Raw genomic sequence first — 26,177 nt, 5'->3', positions numbered from 1 at the left:
GGATTGAATGCAGACCGACTTGCTTCGTTAGTGGGGCTCTGGTTCAATCAATTTGGGTGGCACCGCGAGCGCATAAGCGTCCCTCGTCCCATATGGACTAGGACGCTTTTTTATTTTTTTCAGACAAAGGAGCGCGGTGATCATGCTAGATATGAAATGGATTCGAGAAAGTACAAGTCATCAAGAGGAGCTGCAGCGGGTAGCAGACCAGAAAGGCATCACCTTATCGGTTGCGGAGCTTGTCCAGCTGGATGAACAGCGGAGGACATTGCTGCTGGCTGTGGAGGAATTGCGACAGCAGCGAAATACTCTCTCGCAAGAGATCAGCGTCCTCATAAGACAGGGCAAACAGGAAGAAGCCGAGCTGCATAAACAGCAGGTCAAAACCATCAATAAGGAACTGGATGAGCGGGAAGCGCTGTACCGAAAAGTAGATGAAGCTCGCAGCCAGCTCCTCATCCTGGTACCAAATATCGTTTCGCCCGACACTCCAATCGGTGCCTCGGATGAAGATAATATAGAAATCAGAAGGGTCGGCGAGCTTCCTGTCTTTGATTATGAATTCAGGGACCATGTCACACTTGGCGAGCAACACCGGATGCTGGACATCCCCCGCGGGGTTAAAACTGCCGGCACTCGCAGCTATTACCTGACCGGCATCGGAGCGATACTGCACCGGGCTGTTCAGCAGCTAGCGGTGGATATGCTGGTTGCCAAAGGATTCACCCTCATGGATGTACCGCTGACCGTACGGACAGAAGCCATGCAGAATACAGCCTTCTTCCCGCTGGGTCAGGATCAGGCTTTTCAGATTACGGAGCAGGATAAGTGGCTCGTTGGCACATCGGAAGTGCCACTTGTCTCGTTCTACAGCGGTGAGACCGTCGATGTGACACAGCCGATTCGCTTGGCTGCTGCTTCGCTATGCTTCCGCAGCGAGGTCGGCTCGGGCGGCCGGGACGTCCACGGCCTGTACCGGGTGCACCAGTTCGCGAAGGTGGAGCAGGTCGTTCTCTGTGAAGCCGACGCGGAGGTATCGGAGCGGCTTCTGCAAGAGATCACAGCCAATGCCGAGGAGCTGCTTCAGCAGCTCGAGTTGCCTTACCGGGTCGTTGCTGTCTGCACAGGAGATATGTCGCAGAAGACATACAAGCAGTACGATATCGAGACATGGATGCCCAGCCGCGGAGCTTACGGGGAAACTCATTCGTCGTCGAATCTGCTCGACTTTCAGGCGCGCCGCTCGAACATCCGCTACCTTGATGCGGAAGGCAAGCTGCGCTACTGCCACACGCTGAACAATACGGCTGTCGCTTCGCCGCGGATTCTTATCCCGCTGCTAGAGAACCACCAGCAAGCCGACGGTTCGATCCTCATTCCGAAGGCGCTCAGACCGTACATGAACGGTATGGAACGGATCGAGCTGCCTGTCGATTTAGATACGAAGTAAGGAAAGCAGCCGCACGAATAGGGGGCGTAATTGGCCTTCTGATCCAAGTTTATTCATAGTCACAGCACAGCATAAAGGCAGCCGTTATTAGCGGCTGCCTTTACGCTTGTTATATTCTATTCCGCTGCGCCGCCCAGGGTTGTCCTGTTGCATCTGTAAGCTCCAATAGTTCCATTCTCTCGTCCAGTTCATAGAGCCGATGGAGATTGAAGCTGCACCGCTTATTCGTATCACTACCCTAAGCGATCTCGAAAATATAACGCTGTATCGCCTTGGCCACGCCATCCTTCGTATTTGTGTCCGTCTGCACATCGGCGACTGTCTTCAGCTCTTCATCCGCATTTCCCATAGCTACCCCAAGCCTGGCGGCCCGCAGGAGACGGTAATCGTTCATATTGTCCCCGATGGCCATCACCTCGCTCATGTCATAGCCGAGCAGGCTGCATATTTTGCGGACACCCGATTCCTTGGATATCCCGAGTGGAGAAATCTCCATATTAAGGGCCGCCGAACGGGAAATCTCAATCGTATCCAGCTGTGCCGCCAGCTGTCGCAGCTCGGCTATAACCGAAGGATCCGCATGACGCATGCCAAACTTCATCCATTTCCGGGCAAACATCTCGTCCGTCCAGCTTTTGCGGCTAGTCAAGCTCTCCACGCTGTATCCCCAAAAATGGGCGTCCGCCTCTTGAGCGAGCTTGTGCAGCTTTCGTATCTCCTCTTCCTTCAGGAAATGCCGCTCGCACAGCTGCTCCCTTCCAGTCCACAGCTCGGCCCCGTTAAGAAGCACCATCGGTCCGGTCATTTCAAGACCGCTCCATAAATCAGACACTGTCTGCATCCCGCGCCCCGTCGAGAAAATGACCGTGACACCCGAATCGACGGCTTTACGGATCCAATATCGGGTCGTATCCGTAACGATGCCCTCCTCATTCAGGGTAGTGCCATCCAGATCCAGCGCAAGCATTTTGTAGTTTCCCATATGTCTGTTCTCCTTTGGTTACAATGTAATGAAGGTATCGCATGTCAATAAGACGTACGATAAGGTTAAGGTGATCAGATTGCTCCCTAGTGCAAACAAGCAGGGATCAATATCAACAATATATAAAGTTCTATTTTCTCAAATAATTGGATTAATTGTATGTCCCTCTATTCAAATCTTAAGGGCCAATGATACACTATGCGTATCGTGGAGCAGCGGCTGTCTTAGATCCCCCTGCCCTAGTCTATATTAAAACGAGGTTGATGGTCCGATGTCGCCAGGAAAAACGGCAAGTCATGCAATCATGAAATCACAAAACCAACAAAAAGTGCTTCATCTTATTTATACGGAAGGGCCCATCTCCCGTGTTGAGCTTGCCCAAAAATCCGGATTAACCCAGCAGACCGTCACCAATATCGTAAACCGGCTCCTTCAGGAGGATATCGTGAAGCAGGGAGAGCCTGTAGAAAGCTTGGTGGGACGAAAACGCGTTCCATTAATGGTAAACAGTGCCGAGATGTATACTATCGGGATTGAGATCAGCGGCAAGCTCATTCGCGGGGCTCTGTACAATTTCCAATACCACCGTCTTGTTCGCCTAGAACGTCGTGTTAATAAATTCGAGCACAGAGAGCATGTGCTAGAAACCGTCTGCTCCATAATTGACGAAATTATCGGACAGACCCCTGACACTAGCCGGCTGAAAGGGATTGGCATCTGCGTACACGGCCTGGTGGATTCCCATCACGGCGTCATCCTGCGCCCACCCGGTCTAGGCTGGACGCCTCTTACCATCCGTGAACCTCTTGAAAGCAAATACGGTTTTCCCGTCTATGTAGAAAATGATGTGAATCTGCTTGCTCTTAATGAGAGCATGAATGGCTGCTTAGCCAATTCTGATCATAACATCACGCTGATGATCGATTGGGGCATTGGCGGTGCCATCATGGTGGACAAGCAGCTTGTTACGGGAACTAACTTTGTAGCCGGTGAGTTCGGGCACTACAAGTCCTTTAGCGGCGAGGACGCCCTACTCTGCCACTGCGGCTCCATGGGATGTCTAACCACCATAGCATCAGAAAGTGGACTCATGCGAAACTTCGGAATAGGGCTAGACCTATTCGAAGCCAAGGTGCGTAATCAGGAGCCTGCGAGCCTTGAGCTGTATAGCAAAATCGCAGAGGCACTCAAAATGGCCATTGGCAATGTCATCACGTTCCTCAATCCTGACCATGTCATGCTGACTGGCAAAGTGATGGAAGCCTTTGCGGATACCCTCGTTCCGGAGCTGCAATCCAGCATACCCGGCATGATTCCGGAAACCTGCCGTAAAGTGAACATCATCCATCAACGTGAGATGCCGGAGGAAACCGAGCTCGCCGCTTCGCTGGTGCTCAGGCATGTTTTCGCTGCGCCTTCCATTCCCGGCTCATTATAAGCTGCTTGCTGGCTGCTGCTCCCCTTGTGGTTATAGAGTGGATTCAGCATGGTCCAGCATGCGGCGAAGTCGTCCAGGATAATCGGTGATCATGCCGGCTACGCCGGCAGACAGCATCTCACGGAGCTGGTCCTCTTCGTTCACTGTCCAAGGGTACAGAATCCATCCCTGCTCCAGTGCTTCAGCCACATATTCAGGCGTTATCCATTCACGATGAGGATGCAGGGAAAAGATCTCAGCAAGTGCTTCACGCTTCACATCTGCTGGAGACAACCGTTCCTTCATGTACAGCAATCCAATACGCAAACTTGGCTCCAGCTCCTTCAATTTATACAGGGCAGCATGATCAAAGGATGAGACCACCACGCTGTCTATTCGCTGCTTCTCCCGAAGAAGGTCCACTAATACTTGAACTAATCCGGTTTCCCCGGGAGTTCCCTTCATCTCGATATTAATCATGATCTTGGGCGGCACAAGTTCCAATACCTCCGCGAGCGTAGGGATTTCCTCACCTGCAAACGCTTCCGAAAACCAGATCCCTGTATCCAGCTTTTTCAATTCAGCCAGCGTCATCGCTTGCACTTCACCGCTCCCTGTCGAGGTTCGATCTACGGTTGCATCATGGATGACAACGATATGGCGGTCCGAGGTCAGATGGATGTCCAGCTCAATGGCATCGCACCCCTGGTCCATCCCCAGCTTAAATGCTGCCAGCGTATTCTCTGGCGCTTCTCCTTTTGCACCCCGATGAGCGATGATTAACGGCTGCTGTTTTAACATTCTTCACTTCGCCCCTTTATGGTTTGAGAGTACCTTCTAATGGTATCCAATATGATAATCAAATAAATTGATTAATTGCTATTATATGAATATCCACGTGGCAATGGCAATCTTTTTTTCTGGGACATGCAGGAAAAGCATATATTATAGACAGCCAGGCTTCTCTTTAAATCCCATTAATGATGTGTATTTTTCTTATAGATTAAGTAGGTATATAATAATGGTTATATAGGATATCTATAATAAACGGATATTCATAGTTGGCATCCACTCAGCTGGATGGCTTCTCCTATATAAATACTGCTGCCGTACTGCACAAGAATAAGGAGGTCATTCTCTATGACAGAATCCAATCTTCATCATACAGCGCCCAAAACGCTTCAAGATATCCCGATTTCCATCCTGGATCTAGCGCCGATTACCGCAGGCAGCACTGCTGCGCAGTCCCTGAAGAATACGCTCGATCTGGCTCAGCATGCCGAGAAGTGGGGCTATAACCGTTACTGGCTTGCCGAGCATCACAATATGCCGGGGATTGCCAGCTCCGCTACGTCGGTCGTTATTGGCCATGTGGCCGGAGGCACGAGCAAGATCCGTGTTGGCTCTGGCGGAATTATGCTGCCAAACCATGCTCCGCTTGTCATCGCCGAGCAGTTCGGCACGCTCGAATCGTTGTATCCGGGTCGAATCGACCTGGGTCTTGGACGTGCGCCTGGATCGGATCAGCTCACATCCCGGGCGCTTCGCCGGGGTCCCGGCAGTGACGGCCAGGATTTCCCGGATCGTCTCGGCGAGCTGCGAAATTACTTTCAGCCTACCTCCGGCTCGTCCATGCGCATCCGGGCGATTCCTGGTGAAGGCCTGCATATTCCGATTTGGCTGCTCGGCTCCAGCGGCTTCAGCGCACAGCTGGCAGGACAGCTGGGGCTTCCATTCTCTTTTGCAAGCCACTTTGCTCCCGATTACCTGATGCCTGCGCTTGATCTGTATCGCACCAGCTTCCACCCTTCTGCCGAGCTAAGCAAGCCTTATGCCATGATCGGCGTGAACGTTATCTGTGCCGATACGGATGAAGAAGCCCAGCGGCTTGCCACCTCGGCGTATCAGCAATTCCTGAATATCATCCGGGGACGCACCGGCCAGCTCAGCCCGCCGGTGGACAGCATGGATGAGCTGTGGAACCTGCAAGAACAGGCAATCGTGAAGCGCCAGCTCAGTTTCTCCGCGATCGGCAGTCCGGCTACAGTCCGGGCGCAGCTGGAACAATTCCAGCAATCCACGGACGCCGACGAGATCATTGTCGCCGCCGCGATCTATGATCATCAGGCGCGCCTGCGCTCTTATGAGCTGCTGGCGGATGCCGTCGGCATCCAGTAAGAGAAGCTCCTCATTTGGTAAAACTAAGACCTATCCGTCCATGTGATGAGCGGATAGGTCTTTTTCATATCTACAATTGCCCTATTCCAAAATTATCCTTATGATGAGGCTATACTATTAATTATGCGGGGGGATGAGGATTTGACGAACGTACAGGAACAGATAGATGCCTATCTGAGTTCGCTTGCCCAGGACCATAAATTCAGCGGTTCTGTCTTGGCTGCAAGACAAGGCTCTTTATTATTCAAAGGCGGCTACGGCAAAGCTAATATAGAGCTTCATGTTGATAATACATCGGATACCGCCTTTCGTATCGGATCTGTGACCAAGACCATAACTGCAGTAGGTGTAATACAGCTTATTGCGGAGGGGAAGCTGGCTTTTAATGATACAATAGGCCCTTATTTTCCCCATCAAAAAGACGGAGACCGTATTACAGTCCATCATCTGCTGACGCATACATCCGGAATTGCCAACTATACGGATGATGAGAATTTACTGGATTGGGCCTCATTGCCATCAACTACCGAGGAATTATTGAATCGTTTCTCCAACATGGATCTAGAATACGAACCCGGCGAAAATTATCAATATTCCAATTCCGGATACGTTCTTCTCGGAGCTTTGATTGAACAAGTGTCAAACCAAAGTTATGGCGATTACATCGCGGATCATATATTTAACCCTCTGGGCATGGTGAATACCAGGCTGGATGATCCCAAGCCAATTATCCCGCTGCGAGCATCCGGCTACGAGATGGATTCTAGTGGATTATTAATAAATAGCTATAACCTTCACCCTTCCAATGCCTATGCGGCCGGAGGGCTCATTTCCACCGCCGAGGATATATATTTGTGGGACCAAGCCTTGTATACGGACAAGCTGCTCCCTCAGCCTCTCTTGGACGATATGATGACACCTCATAAAGGCGATGAAGGTAGTTCATATGGCTGCGGCTGGATCATTCAGGATACGCCATATGGCAAGATGACGGGCCATACCGGCGGCATTCCCGGATTCACTTCCATTTTGATGAGGTTCCCGGAAACCAAGGCTACCGTCATCGTGCTCAGCAATATATTGCAGGACGTGACTCATGTCGGGCAACATATTGCGGGGATCTTGCATTCGGAAGGTGCCATCTAGTAAGCGATTAGATGGCAGAATGCCGCTTCCATCCCCAACAGAAAAGACCAGTCAAGCGCGGAATTCCGTGCTGGACTGGTCTTTTAGTTACACTCCCTTGATGAAATATAATGCAGGTCTGACGAAACTTGTACCGCTATAATCTTCAGGCTGTCCATGGACTATAGATAGACATCGGCCTATCGCTTGCAGGTAATATCAATCCTTATTTCGCGTAATAGCCGCCATCAATCGGAAGCTCCACACCGGTAATGTATGAGGATTCGTCAGAAGCCAGGAAGAGGACCCCATTGGCGATATCTTCGGCTTTACCCAGGCGTGGAAGTGGAGTCATGGATTGGAACCACTGCGCCATTTTTTCATCCTTAAACATATCGACGGTCATTGGCGTTTCAATAAAGCCCGGGTGAACGGAGTTGCAACGAATATTGTGTTTCGCAAAGTCAACGGCTGTTGCTTTGGTGAGCATGCGCACAGCACCTTTACTTGCCGTGTAAGGACCTGCGCCGCTGCCGCCTGTCAGGCCAGCGATGGACGAGATGTTGATAATGGAGCCGCCTCCCGCTTCGATCATATGCGGAATGACATATTTTTGACCAAGGAAAATGCTCGTAACGTTAATCGTCATCGTCTTCTCCCAGCCTTCTACCGTCATATCCATGAATGGCGTAGCGTTGGAGATACCGGCATTGTTCACCAGAATATCAATCTTACCGAATTTCTTGACGGTTTCGTCTACGACACGAACCCAGTCTTCTTCAGAAGCAACGTTATGCTTGATTCCGATGGCTTCGCCGCCCAGCGCTTCAATCTCAGCTACGACGTCTTTCAGTTTATCTTCCTGAAGGTCCGTAATCGCAACCTTAGCCCCTTCTTTCACAAACAAAAGAGCGTCAGCTTTACCCATACCGCCTGCTGCACCCGTAATCACCGCTACCTTATTAGCTAATCTCCCCATGGGAATACCTCCTGAAATGTTAGTCATTGTTCGTCATTGGTTGTGCCCTCATTCTTGGATTGCCTGTTCCTGAGCTGCAAATGCTCAATCATCTTCTCATAGGAAGCGATTAACACATCCATCTCCTGATCCGAGAAATCCGACCATAAACCTTCATTCAATTCACGATATTTCGCGATCATTCGAGCTTCCACATCACGTCCCAGCTCTGTAATTCTAAGATAAACCTGACGCCGATCCTCACTTGACGTAATGCGTTCAATATAACCCTTTTTGACCAGCTTGTTACTGAGGTTAGTCACGGCAGAGAGCGTAACATTCAAGATGTTGGAAAAATACGAACTGGTCTGCTGTCCCTCATAGGCCAAGGTATGAAGCACAACGTACTGAGGACCTGACAGATCGCTGTCCAGGATCTTGGCGTAGTTCGCCACGAGTGTCATCATCTGACGTGCCGCCATATGAGATAATTGTTCTCTTTTATCCAGTGCTCATCACCTCGATGTATGAAGTCCATCATCCAATATATCATGATATTAAATAGTTAAAAGCTTTTAACGATTAGATTGTATACCTTCTCTCATACGCTCGTCAACTCCAAGAAAATGCCGTATCGGGTTTCCTTTGCCATTCGCCTTCTACCTTGAAGTTCCAGCTGGTCTGTTCCTACGAAAAAAGACACCACCCGCAGGTGATGCCTTATGTCCCGGTTACCCGGTATGAGCCGACTGCTCGTATCGCGTTAACTCCCGCAGTTTCTCAAGTGTTATGCGATCTACGAATCGCGAGAACTTTTCTTTTTTCTTACCCGTCTCCTGATATATGGTGATCAGCTTCAGAATTGTCGGGGCTAGCATTTCTGGCGACAACCCCGTGTGCAGCGGCTTTGCCAGCGCTGCCTTTAACCCTCTTGGCTCTCCGCCCACATAGATATCATAGAAGTCCTTCATCTTAATCACCGCAATATCTTTAAGCAGCGGTTCACTCGTACCGAGCGCGCAGCCAGCATACCCGATCTTGAGCGGATTAGGTACAGGATGATCAGCGATGACTTCATCCAGCATCGCTGCAACATCCAAGCCCGAATCCTCTGCCCCGCGGCAAAAATTACAGGTAATCAGGCTCTTGGAAACAAATCCCGAGGGGTGAACTTGAAGCCCTACCGTTTCCAGCTTGACCTTGGCTTCCTCCACCCGGTCTTCATCCATCTCCACATATAGCTGCTTGAAGGTGGTCATCTCCACGCGGGCATCCTCTCCAATGATCGTACCCAGCATGGCCAGCTGCTCGGGACGAAACAGCGTCCCGCCCACCTCAAAACCGGGTGTCACCGCAAATTTCTGTCTTGCCATGATCTATACACTCCCATCCGATCGCTTTATACTTTCATTCGCTGCAGACGAAGAGCATTCAACACGACTGACACGGAGCTAAGTGCCATGGCAGCCCCTGCCACCCAAGGTGCCAGAAGCCCGATCGCAGCGATCGGAATACCGAGCGAGTTATAGCCAAGTGCCCAGAACAGATTCTGACGAATATTGCTCATCGTTTTGCGGCTCATATAGATCGCATCCGGAATGCTGTTCAGATCACCCTTCATCAAGGTAACATCTGCAGCTTCCATCGCAACATCGGTACCTGTGCCAATGGCCATGCCGATATCAGCCATCGCAAGAGCCGGTGCATCGTTGATGCCGTCGCCGACCATTGCGACCTTCTTGCCCTGCTGCTGGAGCTTCTTCACTTCATCCGCTTTGCCTTCCGGCAGTACCTCTGCACGGACATGGTCAATACCGACCTGCTTCGCGATAGCCTGGGCCGTGCGTTCATTATCCCCGGTAATCATGATGACATCTATACCCATTTCCTTCAGTCTGGCTACGGCAGACCGGGAAGTCTCTTTAATTGTATCCGCTACGGCCACGAGGCCTGCATATTGGCCATCCACCGCCGCAAGCATCGCTGTCTTGCCTTCGGTCTCCAGCTCCGACATTCTGGCAAGGACCGAATCTACCGGCACATGATGCTGCGCCATCAGCTTGCGTGTACCGACCAGCACTTCCCGTCCCTCAACATGGGCACGGATGCCGTAGCCCGGAATGGCTTCAAAATGCTCGGTAGCCGGAAGCCGTATTCCTCTTGCTTCAATTCCGGTAACGATGGCTTCGGCAAGCGGATGCTCGGAGCTCTTCTCCGCTGATCCGACCAGCTGCAAGAATAGTTCTTCATCCAATTGATTTACTTCCACATCAGTTAGTTCAGGTTTACCCTTCGTAACTGTTCCGGTTTTATCCAGAATAATGGTATCGATTTTGTGGGTCGACTCCAGATGCTCTCCGCCCTTGAACAAAACGCCCAGCTCTGCAGCGCGGCCTGAACCAGCCATAATGGAGGTTGGTGTAGCCAGACCCAGTGCACATGGACAAGCGATAACCAATATCGCAATGGCGATCTCTAATGAATGGGCAAAGTTGCCCGGAGTTACCCAGAAATACCATACAAGGAAGGCAACAATGGCAATGCCGACCACGATCGGAACAAAGATGCCTGAAATGACATCCGCCACCCGCTGAATGGGAGCCTTGGAGCCCTGTGCTTCCTCGACTACCTTGATGATTTGGGCCAAGGCTGTCTCCTTGCCCACCTTCGTTGCCTCAAGCATCAGGCGTCCGTTCTTGTTAATCGTTGCGCCAATAACCGCATCGCCTGCTTTTTTCTCTACCGGAATGCTTTCACCCGTCAGCATCGACTCATCCACCGCGGATGTGCCCTCCACCACTTTACCATCCACCGGAATTTTCTCACCCGGCTTCACTAATACGTGATCGCCCACCATGACCTGCTCAACCGGAATGGTCATCTCCTGACCGTCCCGAATGACGAGCGCCGTTTTGGCTTGAAGGCCCATCAGCGTTTTGATCGCTTCCGAGGTGCGGCCTTTGGCCAAAGATTCGAACAGTTTACCCATAATAACCAGCGTAATCAGAACCGCGCTTGTTTCGTAATACATTTCGGGTCCATGATGCAGGTTGGCTCCAGCCACAGCCCAATCAATCGTTAGATATAGACTGTAGAAGTATGCCGCCGAGGTGCCAAGTGAGACAAGTACGTCCATATTGGCACTTTTGTTGCGGAGCGCTTTATAGGCCCCTACATAGAACTGTTTCCCGATAAAAAACTGCACAGGCGTTGCCAAGATCAGCTGGAACCAAGGGTTCATGAACAGATCCGGCATCCAGATCCACGAAGTGAAGGAGAAATGGCTCACCATGGCCCAGAGCAGCGGCAGCGACAGAATGGCCGATATAAGTAGCTTGCGCTTTTGCTTCGTGATCGCCTCTTTACGATGTCCTTCCTGGTCGAGCGTCTCCTGTTTGGGAACGGCCTGATACCCGAGCTTCTCAACACGCTGCTGAATATCGCCAAGGCTGACCTCAGCGGGATTGAACTCTACTCGAGCCGTCTCCAGCGCAAAGTTGACATTGGCCTGGCTTACGCCCGGCATCTTGCTAACTACCTTCTCGATTTTCGTAGCACAGGCAGCACAGTACATGCCAATCAACTGCAGGTCTACCGTTTCCTTCGCTGTTCCGTAGCCCAGCTTTTCGATTTTCTCTTCCATCTGCTGGACCGTGACCACACTCGGGTCAAACGTAACCGCTGCTTTCTCCAACGCAAAGTTCACGTTCGCCTCCTGCACGCCCTCCATCTTGCTAAGGCCCTTCTCAATTCGATTCGCACAGGCGGCACATGTCATCCCCGTTAACTGCAGCGACGCTTTCTTCTGCTCTGCTGTTGCTCCTGCTTCCATCTTCTCCTCACCCCTCTTCATCCTCGTGCTGTTTGGTTAAATTACGTGATATCCTTGTTCTTCGATGATTTCTTTGATTTGGTCCAAGTTGAATTTGCTTGCATCATAATTTACAGAAACGGTGCCTGCTTTCAGATCTACACGTCCCTCGATGTTCTGCTCCTTCAGTGCTCCTTCTATTGAATTTACGCAATGCATGCAGGATATGCCTTCTACTTTTATTGTTACCTGTTCCATATAAAATCTCTCCTTTAGGGAATTTGATATTGAATGAAGCTGTTGTTTGCTTTGCTTGATGTTAGTATACCCCCCTACCCTATAATTAGTCAATGGGTTTTCTCCATTTTTCTGAAAAAAGAACTCCTGCGATGATGTAAAGCGCATCCTGCCTGATATTTATCCCCTTAATAAACACAAACTGCCACCTTCAAGCAGGTGGCAGTTTCATGGATTCTATTCCTAACCGGAAGATCGATCGCATAGAGATGCAATTCGGTTACTTCATTAACTTGTTCATCGTGGTTAACAGCTCGGTAATGACATCATCGTCACCTTCCTGCAGGCGCTCAACCACACAGCTCTTCATATGATGCTCAAGCAGCAATCTGCTGACGCCGTTCAGTGCCGACTGGATCGAGGAGATCTGGTTTAATACATCGTCACAGTACGTATCCTTCTCAATTAAGCCTTTGACGCCGCGAATCTGGCCTTCGATCCGGTTTAACCGGCTAACCAGATTGCTTTTCGTTTTGTCTGAATGATGGCTCTTCCGCTCACCCGTCACTGCACATGCATCATGTTGATGATTTTCAGTTGTCACACCCATTCCCCCCTTGATCACGGTACTCCCTCTTATTCTAACCCTATTCTTATTATAACATATAGCCCCCCTCCCTATAAAGTATCCATGCCCGAATCAGGTCTACAGCCTCGCTTATCTTATATTTGATAGTTTGTGGCGATGAAGATCTACTGGCAGTGTCTTCAAGAATTCCTCAACCATCCGGTCCGTAATGGAAATAAAGGTCCATTCATAGACGTTCAAGTGTATGGACCTCGAGGAGCTCTGATCAGTTACGAATCCGGTGTTATACTTTAAAATCATAACAAATTCGTATTTCCTTACGTTAGTTCAGGAAAAAAGCACCTGTATCAAATTCAACATATGTATCTTGCTGCATTTTGACAGGCAAGTCCTGAATATCTTTGTAGAACTGAGAACGTGTTCTTTGGTTTTCATTAATGAATCTTATTTATTGTTTTTCTTGTTTTTCTCTATGCTTTGCTCCCCAATTCCCCATACTTGTGAGTATTGGGAGGAAATCTTGTCCTTCTTTTGTTAAAGAGTATTCAACTTTCGGTGGGACTTCTTTATAGACTTCTCTATGAACTAATCCATCTTCCTCCATTTCCCTTAGTTGTCTAGTTAGGATCCCTTTTGAAACACCAGGTAAAAGCTTTTGGAGTTGGTTGAAACGTCTGGTTTCTTTGCTTAAATGCCACATAATAACTAATTTCCATCTTCCTGCAATTAATCGCTGTGTATACGAGACAGAGCAATTATTTTCAGGTAAGTTTGGCGTTGTCTTTTTATTTAAACTCATGAGAAGCACCTCCATTACACAATAGTTCTTTTTTTGTGACTATGTCATAAAAATAATACTACTTTTATAAATGGTCCCACTAATATAATATTTGATTAGGCCTTAAAAAACCAGCTGGTAAAATGAAATAGGAGTTGAACTGTATGTCTTCATCAGTAATGAGTGCTATTAGAGTACATCATTATGGAAACACTGATGTTCTGAAACGCGAAAGTATCGAGCGTCCAGAACCAAAAGACAATGAGGTTCTAATAAACGTCCGATATGCAACTGTAACTCCGTTTGATTGGAAAATGCGTAAAGGGTTATTGCATAGTGTGTTTCCTAAAACTTTCCCTTATATCCCTGGAGGTTCAATTTCAGGTGTAGTTGAAAAAGTTGGAGGCGGCGTAAAAAAATTTAAAGTAGGTCAAGCTGTATTCGGTACTACTTCGAATGGTGGTTACACTGAATATACGCTTTCCACTGAGAAAAATATAATACCTATGCCTAACGGATTAACTTTTGAAAGTGCTGCTACTATTGCTGCAGGTGCTGCTCCTGCATGGAAAGCATTATTTAGTGAAGGAAAATTACAACCTAATCAAAAAGTTTTGATTCACGCTGCTGCTGGAGGGGTAGGACAATTTGCTGTGCAACTCGCTAAATTGCACGGAGCGAAGGTTGTTGGCACAACTTCAACCAATAACATTGAATTTGTAAAATCTTTAGGTGCAGATGAAGTGATTGATTATACTAAGACAGCATTTGAAGATGTTGTTGAAGAATTCGACTTAGTTATTGACGCTGTTGGTGGAAAAACGTTGGCGCAATCTTGGGAGGTCGTGAAAATAGGTGGAACATTAGTTAGCCTTACACAACCTCTTTCCTCAGAAAAAGCAGAAGAAATGGGCATTGAAGTACACTTTAATACAGGCCAAGCAACAACGGACGATTTAAAAACCATTGCTCAATTACTTGCTGACGGTAAAATTTCATCGGAAATTGAAAAAGTTTATCCATTATGTGAAGTGAAAGATGCACATGAAAAAAGTGAAACAGGACATGCTAGAGGAAGAATACTATTGGAAGTTAGTTCTATTTAATAAATATAAATAGCAAGGAGAAGATTAATATGAATTCAAAAGAATTAAGAAATGTAATTGCTGATACTTGTGAAAAATATGATAGTCAATATGCTAAACTTGTAAAGCCAATTAACCAATTATTAATTAATGTAGACGCCTCAATTAGTGAAGAAACAGCAAATAAAATCATCGGGAATTTAAAGTTATATCACAGTGGAGATAAATATATTACGGATTGTCACCTTGAAGAAAGTGAAAACTTCTTAAAAGACGGAATTGAACTTATTCAAAAAGGTGATCTAGCAAATGGAGCATTACAAATTTATGGTGCCGGTCTGAACTTTGCGAGCTATGCTACGAAGGTTTATGGTCATAAAAATGTGAATCCGTACAAAAATTTCGAAGAAAATTTTGGTTTAATCATGAACTCATTAAAAAAGTGAATTTTTTTAGATTATATGGAAAGCCGCCCTTCTATGGGCGGCTTTTAGTGTTAAAACAATCCATTTTTCAAGATTTCAAACTTCTCAAGCACTCGTTAGTACGGAGGAACAAAACTTGGATATGCAAATTGATGCACTTACACAATTTAGAGTAGGAAAGATTTATAATGAAAAATGGCCGGATCTAGAAAGGATCGCCCACAGAACGCACCCGTTAGTTCTATAACGCTCAGTTCCCGATTCCTTGCATAAAACATTCTACAGAACGGCCTCCGGCTTAAAGAAAGCCGGCAAATATTTTTTATTCGCCTCTAACATTTCGTCGAGTAGCTCTTTGGCCACACTTACGGACGGCACCAGCGGATGATGCACCAACGCTTGCAGTGCAATTCCGCGATCACCGGTTAGGGCCGCTTCAATCGTCAATTGTTCATACACTTTCACCGCGTGCATCAGGCCTTTCACATGCGAAGGCACATGCTGTGGCGCAAGCGGGATTGGACCCTGGCCTGTTACGACACAATTGATCTCAATGCTGGCATCCGCAGGCAAGAAGTCATAGATCGTGCCATTGGAAACATTCAGCGTCTGGATGTCATGGCGGTCATTGTAGATCGACGTCATCAGATTAACAGCCGCTTCCGAATAATAGGCGCCGCCTCGCTGCTCCAGCTGCTTCGGCTTTACAGCTAAATTCTCATCCTTGTAGAGCTCAAACAGCTCCTCCTCAACCCGGCTCACCACGTCCGCTCTGGTTCCGTCCTTCTCCAGCGATGCCTTCATATCCTCGAACATCGTATCCGTCATATAGAAATATTTAAGATAATACGTCGGAATAGCTCCAAGTGAACGGATAAAGTCTGCATCCCAACCGAAGGTTGGCACGTTCTTCGCCGTATACGACTTGCCGCCGTCCAGCAGTTCCGGCATCTTCTCTTCCCCGTTAACAATTGCCGATGTTACCCAGTGAAGATGGTTGATCCCGACAAACTCAGCCAGAACATCCTTCTCCGACACGCCATACTCGGCTGCCAGGAATTTCTGGAAGTTAATCGGCGAGTTGCACAGACCGACGGATTTTACCTTACTGTGCTTCGCAACCGCCTCGGTAACAATGCCTGCCGGATTTGTGAAGTTCAGCATCCACGCATTTGGGGCCAGCTCCTCGATATCCCGGCAAATGTCCAGGATGACCGGAACCGTGCGCAGCGCTTTTAGCATACCGCCGGGACCTGTCGTTTCTTGGCCAATAACACCGTGCATGATCGGAATATGCTCATCCTGCTTCCGTGCTGCCAGCAAACCAACACGCATCTGGGTCGTCACAAAATCAGCACCCGCAATCGCCTCTCTGCGATCCAGCGTCAGGTGAACATCAATCGGCAGACCCGACTCCTTAACCATACGTTTGGCCAGATTGCCCACAATCTCCAGCTTATGCTTGCCCTCTTCAATATCAACGAACCATAGTTCGCGAATCGGCATCTGCTCATAATTGCGAATGAAACCCTCAACAATTTCCGGGGTATAGGAGGATCCTCCCCCAATGACCGCTATCTTCAATCCTGCTGCCATGTTAATCGCCTCCAAGGTATGATATCAATTAATTACTATCAAGATGTATCACGCTCTATTACAACGCTATGCTGATCAGGCTGTCGTTACCTGCTCAAACGTAAATGCCTTCAGTTTGGCCTCCGTCGCCGCATCTATGATATGACCGTCTGCATCCATTGCGCACAGAAGCGCGCCGGAAACCGGATCGGATGTAAGCCTTACGCAAGATGCATGAGGTGCCCGGATCGCTACGATCCGTTCGATCGCATCCGTCAGGATCGAGCTGTTCGGCCTGTTCAGCACGCTGCCGATATAGACAATGTCGAAGGCGTCATCTTTCATGTCCAACCTCCGAATCAGCGTACATACTGCATTGGCCAGCTCTTCACCTTCAGTCTCAAGAATTCGGATCGCTACCCCGTCGCCCGCTTCGGCTGCCTGAAACAACGTCTTCACCAGACTTGGCGGAACCTTCGTATTACCGTAAAGGACATCCTCATACATGGGTTCAACGGACGTATATCCCATCTGTTCCAGGACAAGAGGTGTTAATAAGGTTGCTGGTCCCCGTTCATCCCACTCCCGGATGACCGCTCGAAAAGCCAGCTTTGCAAACCCGGATCCCCCCGCGTGTCCATCACCATACATGAAACCGAAGCCGCCATATTGCAGCTCCTCCCCCCTACGGTTGCGGGCCGCGCTGTTAAAGCCCGTACCGCAGATCAACGCAGCGCCATACGGTCGGCTTGTGCCAGCTCTCATCCCTATAATGGTATCGCAGGCGATAGCATGTTTAGGAAAACCGAGAGCCGCGATCATCGGCCTCAGGATCTCATAATCAGCTTCCCGATCCGCTCCAGCCAAGCCAAAATAGGCAAAATTGATATCTTCCTTAGCAGTTCCAGCCTCTTGGAGAGCCGTTTTACAGGCTTCCTCAATGTTACGGGCTGCATGTTCACGGTCAATCTGGTGGTTTCCGTTACCGGATTCACCCTTGCCGAGAATATTCCCTTGTTTATCACAGATTACAGCGTGTGTCTTGCTGCCGCCGGCATCTACACCCAGATATAAACTCATGGATTTTCACTCCTACCCGCCTTACAGCGCATCATGTGGTGGTATATATTCAAGATACCGTTTCCATGATGAGCCATCTACTGGTATAGCATTAAGGAGTGATACTATCTTACTGTTTCCTTAGATTCGCTGGGAAAGGGAGCACGGGATTGCCCGCAAACGCACGCTCCCGAATCTCACTTGGCGACGCGCCAACATGCTGCTTGAACAGGCGATTAAAATTGGACAGATTCCGAAATCCACACGTTTCCGCAATCTCGATAATCTTCTGATCCGTCGTCTCGAGCAGGTGCACAGCATGCGTTAAGCGCAGCTGAATCAGATAATAATGCGGTGAGGTCCCGACCGCCTGCTGGAACAGGGCGCTGAATCGGGAAGGACTCAGATGCGTTAGATCCGACAGCTCCTGCAGCGTCCAGCTGTAGTCCAGATGAAGCTCCATCGTGCGGAGAACCTCTTTTAGCACATGCATCCCTCTCCCCTTGATCGGCCTGTCCTCCTGAATCGGAGGCGACAGATGGCGGTTTGCCAGACTTAAGAAGCGGATAAGATCCGAACGGATGAGACTCCTGTAGGCGGTACCCCGCGCTTCATTTTCCTCCATCATACGCTGAAGCAGCCGGGCCAATTCACCATGTACCGGAGAGTGCCTGTCTACGCTCCCGAGCGAACGAAAGGGAGTCATCAGATCCGGATCAAACTTGAGATCAATGGACAGCAGGGATGGCTCGAACATAATTACACCCATCACCAGATTCTCCGTCTCATACGCCCGGTGCAGATCATTACTGTTGATAAAAATAATATCTCCCTGCTGAAAAGGCAGCTTCACTCCGTTTATCAGAATAAATCCGGTGCCGCTCTGTATATAATTCAGCTCCAGCGCATGATGCCAATGCAGGCGCTGGGCCCCGGCAAATATGCCGCGCGTGGTCGACGCGGTAAAAGGAAATGCAGCATTCAAAAAATCGATCGCGTCAGGAACGACGCTCTGCGGACGATCCATTAAAAAAGCACCTCCATGCCTTCATACATCATCGTGTCAAGATTTTACCCACATCGTAACATGGCCTGCATGAAGAAAAAAAGGACCCGCCCCATCCATGCAGGGGCGAGTCCTATAAGTTATTTAAGATAAGGGTAGCTCCACGGCCCAACCGAATGGATCTTCTACCGTTCCGAGCTGGATGCCTGTGATGGCATCATAAACGCGTTTGGACAGCTCCCCGGTCGTTCCTTCGCCAATCACCAATTGCTCATCCTGCCACTCCAGTGAACCGATCGGTGAAATGACTGCTGCCGTACCAGTACCGAAAGCCTCGGTCAATAAGCCACTGCGGTGAGCCTCCACGATTTCATCGATGGACAAGGCCCGTTCTTCTACGGGGATGTTCCAATGCTGAAGCAGCTGGATGACTGAATTTCGGGTAACCCCGTCCAGGATGCTTCCGTTTAATGCCGGAGTTACTACCTTATCGCCAAGCTTGAAGAACACGTTCATGCTTCCAACTTCCTCAATATACTTGCGATGTACACCATCGAGCCACAGCACCTGGGAATATCCCTTCAGGGTGGCTTCATCCTGCGCCTTCAATCCTGCTGCATAGTTGCCGGCTGTCTTGGCATTGCCCACACCCCCGGCTACGGCGCGCACATATTTCGGCTCGACGTATATGCTGACCGGGTTAATGCCTTCCGCATAATATGAACCGACCACCGACAGGATAATCATGAATTTGTATTGCAGGGATGGGGCTACGCCCAGCACCGGCTCGGTTGCGATGACAAATGGACGAATATAGAGTGACGTGCCCGGCTCGGAAGGAATCCATTCGCGGTCTACGAGTACGAGCTGCTTAAGTGCTTCCATAACAAGCTCCTCATCCAACGTTGGAATGCTCAGGCGTTGGTTGGACAGGTTCAGCCGCTGAATATTCTTGTTCGGACGGAACATAAGAATTCGCTGATCTTCCGTCAGGTACGCTTTCAAGCCCTCAAATACAGTCTGCCCGTAGTGAAATACCTTGGCAGCAGGGTCCAGCTCGATCGGCTGATATGGAACGATGCGTGGATCATGCCAGCCTTGACCGGCGTCATAGTCGAGCATAAACATATGGTCCGTAAATACCGTGCCAAAAGCCTGTTTATGATGGCTTGGCTTCTCCTTCGGGTTGGTCGTTAATTCCACGGATATCGGGTAAGTCATGTGCACACATCTCCTTATTTTCGCAAACGTTATTAGTTGAATCATATCAATCGATACTCTATATTAAAAATATCTGATTTATAGGTATACCATACCTTTAAGGTATGGAAATAGGGGGTAAATATCCATGGATATCCGGCAGCTGCGATATTTCCTAACCATAGCGCAGGAAGGGCAGATCACACGTGCAGCGAAACAGCTCAATATGGAGCAGCCTCCATTAAGCCGCCAGCTGAAACAGATGGAGGAAGAGCTTGGCGTGCTGCTGTTTGAGCGCAGTGGCAAGCAGCTTCAGCTTACCCATGCAGGCGAGCTGCTGCAAAATAGAGCTGCGTCCCTGCTAAACCAATTCAATGAAACACTCACCGAGGTGAAAGAAATTCATGCTGGAATTCGCGGTATGCTCTCCATCGGCGCGGTGGTCTCCTGTATTTCGCTCCTGCCCCAGCGCATCCATATCTTTCGGCAGCAATATCCCGAGGTCACCTTCAAAATCCGGGAAGGCGATCATTCCCTGCTGGCCGATCAACTCGACAAACGCAATATCGAGCTCGCGGTGACCAGGCTTCCCTTCGAATCCAGCTTCGGACCAGAACGTTATGCCGTTCAGCCTCTGCCCTCCGACCCATTCGTCGCGGTTATTCCAAGCAGCTGGGAAAGCGCGTCCTCCCAGTGCGAAATCTCGATGCGCGAGCTGGCGGATTACCCCTTCTTGTCCTTAAAAACCGATCAGACGATCGGCATGCATGAGCGGGTCATTCAAGAGTTCAAGCGCAGCGAGCTTGAGCCACGCGTCCTATGTGAATGTTCCAGCGTCGCCATCATCGTTGCGCTGGTAGCAGAAGGCATTGGTGCCACGATTCTGCCCGAATCGGTCATGTCTTCCTTCTCGATCCCCAACATTCGGACTCTGCCGATCACGAGCGCGGATTTCCAATCCGATGTAGGCATTGTCTGGCTCAGAGATCATGTCCTATCCAATCGCGCCCGGCATTTTATAGCTACCTTTATAGAATAACATTTGTTGATGCCTTCGTCTTCCCCGGCTTTTTGCCAAGCTTTGGGGCTTGCTGCAATTATGTTTCCCTGGAAGCGAATTTAAAGTCTGCGATCTCCCCGCACCTGCTAAAGCCTATATTTTGATACAATCGATTGGAATGCGGATTGGCCTGATCAGCATACAGCATCGGCACTAATCCCTCCTGCAGCAGGGATAGACCAAGTTCCGCAACCAATGCACTGGCATATCCCTTTTTTCGTTCACCCCTCGGCGTATACACTGCGTTTATGCGACCATGCCTTGGCGACCGGTGGGCGATATTGGCCATGGATACGACTTTGCCGCCGACCATCCATAAATACAATCCGCCTTCCCGGATGAGTCGTCCGGCGGTTTCAAGCTGAGTAGCTGCACTAACACGGACGCCGTAAGCATCCTCCGAGAATCCCACCAGAAACTTCGCCACTTGCTGGGTATCCTCCACGCCGGCCCGCCGGATCATCCCCTCGACAAAAGGTGGACGCCTTACGTTAGGAGCATGGTATGACTCCATTGTCATATGACGGCGATAAGCTCCGCGATGATATTCTGCATAACAGCTTGCAAACTGTTCCGCTACCACCAGTTCCCCGGTTACTCCTGGCAGAATCATCTCCCCCAGCTCGCTCAGCAGTTCTTGAAGTAAATGCTGGCGCATATCGCCGGAAACTCCTGGGGATATCCATAACCAGGCATTTGCACGGGGAGATCCGGCATAAATCATGCGTCCGTCGATCGATTTGAGGCATACACTTTCCGGTAATCCAGTTATGAGATGAATCAGATTGTACGGCACTTCATTCTGAATAAACTCTTCTCGGCAAAGCGCCTCATCCTGTGGCAGCAATCGCTCCAGCATATTCGCACTCCCTCTCTTTTCCTAGTTCAGACCCATGCCGCCTGCAATCCATCATCCGGGCGTCTTGTCCTGACCACAGAGAATACAAAAAAGCCCCGCCCCTTGTAGGGACGGAGACCTTGTCTTCCGCGTTACCACCCTGATTCGCCCCGGAACAATCCGGCACGCACTCTAGTCATCATCCATCAATGATGCCCCATGATAACGGCAGGGTAACCCGAATACGCCTCAAGACATAAACGATCGGCCGATCTGCTCCGAGGTGATGGCCATGTATCGCTTGCTGACTGCTTCTCACCACCCAGCAGTTCTCTGATCCAGCTGAGGTTGCGAATTTCGGCTTCCTCATCCTAGCATTTTGAAAAATTTAATTCAGTGTAATCCCGGTATCCCCGAGCTGTCAAGCCCTGTTCTTTCTAGGGATGGTTTGCTCCAAAATTCCATTCTTATTTGTTGTTAAAGCGAAGGACCAGCACATCCCCTTTTTCCGGGTGAACGCCATCATGCTCTGTATACCTCCCACCCGTATATGTATTCAAGGTTTTGCGCCAAAAGATTTGGGTGCTCATATTGCGCTCAGTTGGATTGGTCTGCAGCTCCCATGTACCTTGGAACTGATCGAACACAAGTTCAGCCGCTCGTTGGGCTACACCCTGTCTTCGAAAAGTCCGAAGCACAAAAAAGTCGCTTAAGTAATACTGGATATTCCGTGATGGAACCTGCGGCCCGGTCGACACCAGAGCTAATCCGGCTGCAATGTTATCCACGGTAATCAAATAAGGAAAAAGAACGGACGGCTGTTCCCACCAAACATCGAGCTGTTTGCTCTGTTCGGTCAGAGTCGGTATATCCTCTTTTTCGAATATACCGAACCGGTTAGGGCGGATCCCCCATATCTCAGCAATGTCATGCAAGTACAGTGGATAGATGTTATGCAGAATATAAGACTGTTCCTTCGGGCATAAACGTACCTCAATATTCACGGTCAATCCCTCCCTAATGAATGATGTTTGTACCGTTAGTATGTCTAGGATAACATAATTATTCTTCCAAGAGGTTTACAGGTATGTAAATCTCATCATGATTTTATTATATGTCCTACGGCTCATCCAAAATTATGTTGAATTCTGTTCATTTATATCATGAAAGAGCCAACCGAATGTTTGCATCGGTCGGCCCTTTTCAATTTTGCGGAATCAAGCTGTATCGGGTATCTCGTCTATAACAGTCCTTTTAATTCGAAGAAGCTTGCTCATTCAAGCCCAGCGCATTCCGCGCCATCGCCATATATTCTTCCTGGCCCGTGAGAAGTGCGAACTGGGCGATCAGCACGGGATACGCGGCATGCTGTTCGACGATATGGTCGAACATGCGCGGCCATACCTTTCCTCCCGCTTGTTCATACCGTTCCAATAGGGCACGGAGATTATGCTCACCGTATATGGCGTAGTACAGCACGAAATCTTTGGCGGAACTGGCTACTTCCGACTCTGTCCAATCCAGAAGTCCCGTAACCTGCACGCGCTCATCAAGAAGGATATGCGGTGGATGAAGATCCCCATGGATCAGTGCGGAATGCGTTGGCCAGTAGGAGTCTTCTCCCAGCCACTTCTGCCACCTCTCCCATAACGCATCGGAGACGCCCAAGCGGCTTTTGATGTCCTCCATGTTTCGGGCTGTTTCCTCGCGAACCTCTCGGGGAGTCTTTACCCGCAGGCCTGCAGCTCGGGCTGCTTCGTGGTCGATTCCATGCAGGGCGACCAGCGCCTCAGCCAAGGAGTGAACGAATGGCTCACCCGGATTCTCGGAATCCATATTCCATGCATACCCTTCCATGCTGACAGAAGCGGCAGGCTGCCCGTCAAGCAGCGGGTAGGCGATGAGTTCCGGCGTATATATGCGCCAATCCGGCACGTCGACCGGCAGATGAGGCTTGATCAGCTTCAGCACCCGCGCCTCATTATCCGCCCTTTCCAGCACATCCATTCTTCTCGGCTTACGCAGAATCCACCTGGCCCCGGTCTTGGCCTCCTCCGCAAATCCAACAAGAAAGTCCATCCCGGATTCATTCATCTCAATCCCTATGGGATTCAAATTCACCCCGTGCTCCCCGGCTATCTCCAGCATCTCTTGAATCACTTGCGTATAATCGTCATTGGGCTTTGCTATTGTCATAAGGAATCCATCCCTTTCATATTTCATCGAATCGTAATAGGCAGTTATAACAACAAAAAAAGCACAGACATCGAGCTGCCTGTGCTGGGTAACCGGAACGGATCTTTACTGTCCGCCGTTCCCGGAAATGCCTACATCGAATACATGTTCAAATACAGGGATGGTGAAGACACCTCTATCCCGCATATGACAAAACATGCATTGCTATAGACATACCATAAAAATGGGCTACGTAAAAAAGACGGACCCATCCCGATTACCCTGCAGCTGTGCAGGTCTCTTTAGCGCTATTTCATTAGCCGCGAAAAGATCTCAATCGGGAATAATCCAACATACGTAACCCTCCGTTCATCATAAGTTGTGTATAACTTTACCAAAACCATGAAATCTTCGCAAGACCTTCTGAGCAATTTGACGCTTTTCTTTGTGACACATAACACGCCAGATCCGACAAGAACATCATGAAGCCCGCATTGGCCTATTTTACCGCATCGTCTTGCCTAAAAGCTTAAGCCTCTTCCTGAGCATGCTCTCTGCAAAAAGTCAGCAGCTCTTCCTCTTCCTCGGGCTCCATATCGAAATCCAGATACTGATCCGTTGTCCGCTCATAGAAGTCGTATTTCACAATTCGCGAACGCTCTTCATCATCCAGATAGATCACCCGCAAATAAACGCCATGCTCCGAGTAAAGCTCATCATCTTCCGGAACGTCCAAATCACATACAAACTCAAAGCGTTTGCCCGCCAAGATGCCAAAGGGATCCTTCACCAATTCTACGCTATATTCCTGAATTGTTAACATATTCCCATCCTTTCTATAACTCTACCTATTATACACAATAGAACAACCTTTCTTACACTCTTCTATCACTGCTTCTGCTGCTAGAAATAACCCAGGCTCTTTCCCCATCTTCTTCCCGATCAGCGTATACCTCTTATAAACTGCAGGCAAATCAATTACGATGATGAAGATGCCACCTGAGAAGAAGGAGATGAATCGCGTGTCGAAGCAGAAACATCTGACCATCACGGTAGAGAAGGGCAAACAACGATTCACCGTAAAATCGCCCCTTGGCGGGATAGGAAGGTTCGTTATTGTCGTAAATGATCAATTCACCAATGCGCCCAATACCACTCAAATTGCCAGTGGGGCCGGCAAAAACAGTGCAGCCGGAAACAACGCAGCAATCCACTCCCCCAACACATACCAGCAGCAAAGCGTCGGTGCTGGTGGAATCGCCAAAAATTTGGGGCTGAAGGATGGCAAGGGCCACTTCTCTAAGGATCGCTCAGTGAAGCATCATTCAAAGCACGCCGGCAAGCATATAAAACACCAAAAAGAAGTGGTACTCGTCATTAACAAGCAAGTTGTAAAGCTTCCGAAAGGAAGCAAAAATGCCTCGGCCACACAAATCGCCAGTGGCGCCGGCAAATCCAGCACAGGCGGCACCAATTCCGCGATTGAAAGCCGCAGCACCAGACAACAGCACGCCGTCGGCGGAGGCAGCGGCAGCAAGGCGATCAACACAGACATAAAGCATCGCAGCCGCAAGTTTAAGGGCCACGAGTGGAAATTCAGGCATGACCATCGCAAGAAGAGAAGAACATATTAATAAGACAAAATGACCCTCGAGGGTCATTTTTTTATATTTTGACTGTCACTTCACTCAAGTATCGGTCTGACGTAAGCCTGTGGATGCTTAACATCATTTATCATTTTCCAGTCCAGTCCGTTCCTTCCCCTCTACGGTAACGGCAAACGATCGGGACATCTTCTTAATCAACTCCACCTTGCGGAATCGCAGGGCGGACCAATCCTCATCTATGGCAATTTGGCGGACAGGCTCATAGCCCTGATCAGCAAGAATGCCCGCTATGCTCTCCCGGCTGCAGTCGGAATTCTTGTAGGTTTTGGACGACTTCTTGGGGTAGCACAACCAGAGCAGGCCGTCGTCAGCCACACTTCCGGCAGCTCCTTTGGCCAGCTCCCGTAACTCTTCATTGCTTGTCCCGAAAACTTGTACGAAATCATAAGGTGCCTGCTCAGGCTCTGTATGAACCTCTCCCTGCAGGGAATCAATGACCTCTTGATAGGCCTGCGGTGCGTTTAGCATCAGAACCGGCTGGCCGAGGTCTTTGAATTGCAGTTTTTTGACGATGGGATGGATCTCCGGCATGTTAAGATTCGTCCTCTCCATTGATATTTTA

General features: G+C 49.2%; 26 protein-coding genes and 1 pseudogene. 9 read left to right on the top strand and 18 right to left on the bottom strand.

Annotation, left to right across the window (positions count from 1 at the left end; genetic code table 11):
• Window positions 1–142: 142 nt before the first annotated feature.
• Window positions 143–1,450, top strand: a complete 1,308-nt coding sequence (serS, locus tag AM231_RS26155) for a serine--tRNA ligase (RefSeq protein WP_053491002.1) — start codon at window positions 143–145, stop codon at window positions 1,448–1,450.
• A 238-nt stretch (window positions 1,451–1,688) separates the two neighbouring features.
• Here serS and AM231_RS26150 read toward each other — a convergent pair whose 3' ends face one another.
• On the bottom strand, window positions 1,689–2,432 hold the full coding sequence (locus tag AM231_RS26150; protein ID WP_053491001.1) for an HAD family hydrolase: 744 nt from the start codon (window positions 2,430–2,432) through the stop codon (window positions 1,689–1,691).
• A gap of 304 nt (window positions 2,433–2,736) precedes the next feature.
• Here AM231_RS26150 and AM231_RS26145 point away from each other — a divergent pair, with 304 nt between their 5' ends.
• Window positions 2,737–3,870: an ROK family transcriptional regulator gene (locus AM231_RS26145; protein ID WP_242615313.1), complete on the top strand. Its 1,134-nt coding sequence runs from the start codon at window positions 2,737–2,739 to the stop codon at window positions 3,868–3,870.
• Window positions 3,871–3,900: 30 nt separating this feature from the next.
• Here the strand turns inward: AM231_RS26145 and AM231_RS26140 are convergent, their stop codons facing one another.
• Window positions 3,901–4,650, bottom strand: coding sequence for a glycerophosphodiester phosphodiesterase (locus AM231_RS26140; protein WP_054405279.1), 750 nt, complete (start codon window positions 4,648–4,650; stop codon window positions 3,901–3,903).
• A gap of 339 nt (window positions 4,651–4,989) precedes the next feature.
• Between AM231_RS26140 and AM231_RS26135 the strand changes: the two genes are divergently transcribed.
• Both AM231_RS26135 and AM231_RS26130 read left to right on the top strand, forming a co-directional pair.
• Entirely contained in the window at window positions 4,990–6,027 is a 1,038-nt protein-coding gene (locus tag AM231_RS26135) for an LLM class flavin-dependent oxidoreductase (protein ID WP_054405278.1), read from the top strand.
• Between the two features lie 141 nt (window positions 6,028–6,168).
• On the top strand, window positions 6,169–7,173 hold the full coding sequence (locus AM231_RS26130; protein ID WP_165593474.1) for a serine hydrolase domain-containing protein: 1,005 nt from the start codon (window positions 6,169–6,171) through the stop codon (window positions 7,171–7,173).
• Window positions 7,174–7,378: 205 nt separating this feature from the next.
• Here AM231_RS26130 and AM231_RS26125 read toward each other — a convergent pair whose 3' ends face one another.
• The 7 genes from AM231_RS26125 to AM231_RS26095 form a co-directional block, all read right to left on the bottom strand.
• Window positions 7,379–8,131, bottom strand: coding sequence for an SDR family NAD(P)-dependent oxidoreductase (locus AM231_RS26125; protein ID WP_053490996.1), 753 nt, complete (start codon window positions 8,129–8,131; stop codon window positions 7,379–7,381).
• 23 nt (window positions 8,132–8,154) lie between these two features.
• Window positions 8,155–8,592, bottom strand: a complete 438-nt coding sequence (locus AM231_RS26120) for a MarR family winged helix-turn-helix transcriptional regulator (protein ID WP_054405276.1) — start codon at window positions 8,590–8,592, stop codon at window positions 8,155–8,157.
• Window positions 8,593–8,841: 249 nt separating this feature from the next.
• The gene (locus AM231_RS26115) at window positions 8,842–9,483 is read right to left on the bottom strand and encodes an NAD(P)/FAD-dependent oxidoreductase (RefSeq protein ID WP_054405275.1); all 642 of its coding nucleotides are present in this window, start codon (window positions 9,481–9,483) and stop codon (window positions 8,842–8,844) included.
• A gap of 26 nt (window positions 9,484–9,509) precedes the next feature.
• Window positions 9,510–11,942 (bottom strand): heavy metal translocating P-type ATPase, encoded by a 2,433-nt coding sequence (locus tag AM231_RS26110; RefSeq protein WP_054405274.1) that lies wholly within the window; start codon window positions 11,940–11,942, stop codon window positions 9,510–9,512.
• A gap of 36 nt (window positions 11,943–11,978) precedes the next feature.
• Complete coding sequence (locus AM231_RS26105; protein WP_054405273.1) at window positions 11,979–12,179, bottom strand: cation transporter; 201 nt, start codon at window positions 12,177–12,179, stop codon at window positions 11,979–11,981.
• Between the two features lie 259 nt (window positions 12,180–12,438).
• Window positions 12,439–12,762 carry a metal-sensitive transcriptional regulator gene (locus tag AM231_RS26100; RefSeq protein WP_053490991.1) on the bottom strand — a complete coding sequence of 108 codons (324 nt, stop codon included), beginning with the start codon at window positions 12,760–12,762 and terminating at the stop codon, window positions 12,439–12,441.
• 433 nt (window positions 12,763–13,195) lie between these two features.
• Complete coding sequence (locus AM231_RS26095; protein WP_054405272.1) at window positions 13,196–13,546, bottom strand: winged helix-turn-helix transcriptional regulator; 351 nt, start codon at window positions 13,544–13,546, stop codon at window positions 13,196–13,198.
• Window positions 13,547–13,689: 143 nt separating this feature from the next.
• Between AM231_RS26095 and AM231_RS26090 the strand changes: the two genes are divergently transcribed.
• The 3 genes and pseudogenes from AM231_RS26090 to AM231_RS30590 all read left to right on the top strand — a co-directional run.
• Entirely contained in the window at window positions 13,690–14,631 is a 942-nt protein-coding gene (locus AM231_RS26090; protein ID WP_054405271.1) for an NADP-dependent oxidoreductase, read from the top strand.
• Window positions 14,632–14,660: 29 nt separating this feature from the next.
• Window positions 14,661–15,056: a hypothetical protein gene (locus AM231_RS26085; RefSeq protein WP_053490989.1), complete on the top strand. Its 396-nt coding sequence runs from the start codon at window positions 14,661–14,663 to the stop codon at window positions 15,054–15,056.
• Between the two features lie 121 nt (window positions 15,057–15,177).
• A pseudogene (locus AM231_RS30590) lies at window positions 15,178–15,260 on the top strand (recombinase family protein); the annotation flags it as partial.
• Between the two features lie 54 nt (window positions 15,261–15,314).
• Here AM231_RS30590 and AM231_RS26080 read toward each other — a convergent pair.
• The 4 genes from AM231_RS26080 to AM231_RS26065 form a co-directional block, all read right to left on the bottom strand.
• A complete protein-coding gene (locus tag AM231_RS26080) occupies window positions 15,315–16,631 on the bottom strand; it encodes a 6-phospho-beta-glucosidase (protein ID WP_053490988.1) in 1,317 nt (438 codons plus the stop codon).
• Between the two features lie 75 nt (window positions 16,632–16,706).
• On the bottom strand, window positions 16,707–17,690 hold the full coding sequence (locus AM231_RS26075) for an N-acetylglucosamine kinase (protein WP_054405270.1): 984 nt from the start codon (window positions 17,688–17,690) through the stop codon (window positions 16,707–16,709).
• A 109-nt stretch (window positions 17,691–17,799) separates the two neighbouring features.
• A complete protein-coding gene (locus AM231_RS26070) occupies window positions 17,800–18,696 on the bottom strand; it encodes an AraC family transcriptional regulator (protein ID WP_054405269.1) in 897 nt (298 codons plus the stop codon).
• 123 nt (window positions 18,697–18,819) lie between these two features.
• A complete protein-coding gene (locus AM231_RS26065) occupies window positions 18,820–19,896 on the bottom strand; it encodes a branched-chain amino acid aminotransferase (RefSeq protein ID WP_053490985.1) in 1,077 nt (358 codons plus the stop codon).
• A gap of 127 nt (window positions 19,897–20,023) precedes the next feature.
• Between AM231_RS26065 and AM231_RS26060 the strand changes: the two genes are divergently transcribed.
• Window positions 20,024–20,914 carry a LysR family transcriptional regulator gene (locus AM231_RS26060; RefSeq protein ID WP_054405268.1) on the top strand — a complete coding sequence of 297 codons (891 nt, stop codon included), beginning with the start codon at window positions 20,024–20,026 and terminating at the stop codon, window positions 20,912–20,914.
• Window positions 20,915–20,972: 58 nt separating this feature from the next.
• Here AM231_RS26060 and AM231_RS26055 read toward each other — a convergent pair whose 3' ends face one another.
• The 4 genes from AM231_RS26055 to AM231_RS26040 form a co-directional block, all read right to left on the bottom strand.
• Entirely contained in the window at window positions 20,973–21,794 is an 822-nt protein-coding gene (locus AM231_RS26055; protein ID WP_054405267.1) for a GNAT family N-acetyltransferase, read from the bottom strand.
• A gap of 446 nt (window positions 21,795–22,240) precedes the next feature.
• The gene (locus AM231_RS26050; protein WP_053490982.1) at window positions 22,241–22,777 is read right to left on the bottom strand and encodes a GNAT family N-acetyltransferase; all 537 of its coding nucleotides are present in this window, start codon (window positions 22,775–22,777) and stop codon (window positions 22,241–22,243) included.
• Window positions 22,778–23,027: 250 nt separating this feature from the next.
• Window positions 23,028–23,969, bottom strand: coding sequence for a macrolide 2'-phosphotransferase MphI (mphI, locus tag AM231_RS26045; protein WP_054405266.1), 942 nt, complete (start codon window positions 23,967–23,969; stop codon window positions 23,028–23,030).
• A gap of 508 nt (window positions 23,970–24,477) precedes the next feature.
• Window positions 24,478–24,771 (bottom strand): DUF6509 family protein, encoded by a 294-nt coding sequence (locus AM231_RS26040; RefSeq protein ID WP_054405265.1) that lies wholly within the window; start codon window positions 24,769–24,771, stop codon window positions 24,478–24,480.
• 223 nt (window positions 24,772–24,994) lie between these two features.
• Between AM231_RS26040 and AM231_RS26035 the strand changes: the two genes are divergently transcribed.
• Window positions 24,995–25,582: a hypothetical protein gene (locus AM231_RS26035; protein ID WP_423212952.1), complete on the top strand. Its 588-nt coding sequence runs from the start codon at window positions 24,995–24,997 to the stop codon at window positions 25,580–25,582.
• Window positions 25,583–25,675: 93 nt separating this feature from the next.
• Here AM231_RS26035 and AM231_RS26030 read toward each other — a convergent pair whose 3' ends face one another.
• Window positions 25,676–26,146, bottom strand: coding sequence for a hypothetical protein (locus AM231_RS26030; RefSeq protein WP_054405264.1), 471 nt, complete (start codon window positions 26,144–26,146; stop codon window positions 25,676–25,678).
• Window positions 26,147–26,177 lie beyond the last annotated feature (31 nt).

The sequence above is a fragment of the Paenibacillus solani genome, assembly GCF_001277345.1.
In the GTDB taxonomy this organism is placed as follows: domain Bacteria; phylum Bacillota; class Bacilli; order Paenibacillales; family Paenibacillaceae; genus Paenibacillus_AQ; species Paenibacillus_AQ solani.
This window is presented reverse-complemented; position numbering and strand designations above follow the sequence as displayed.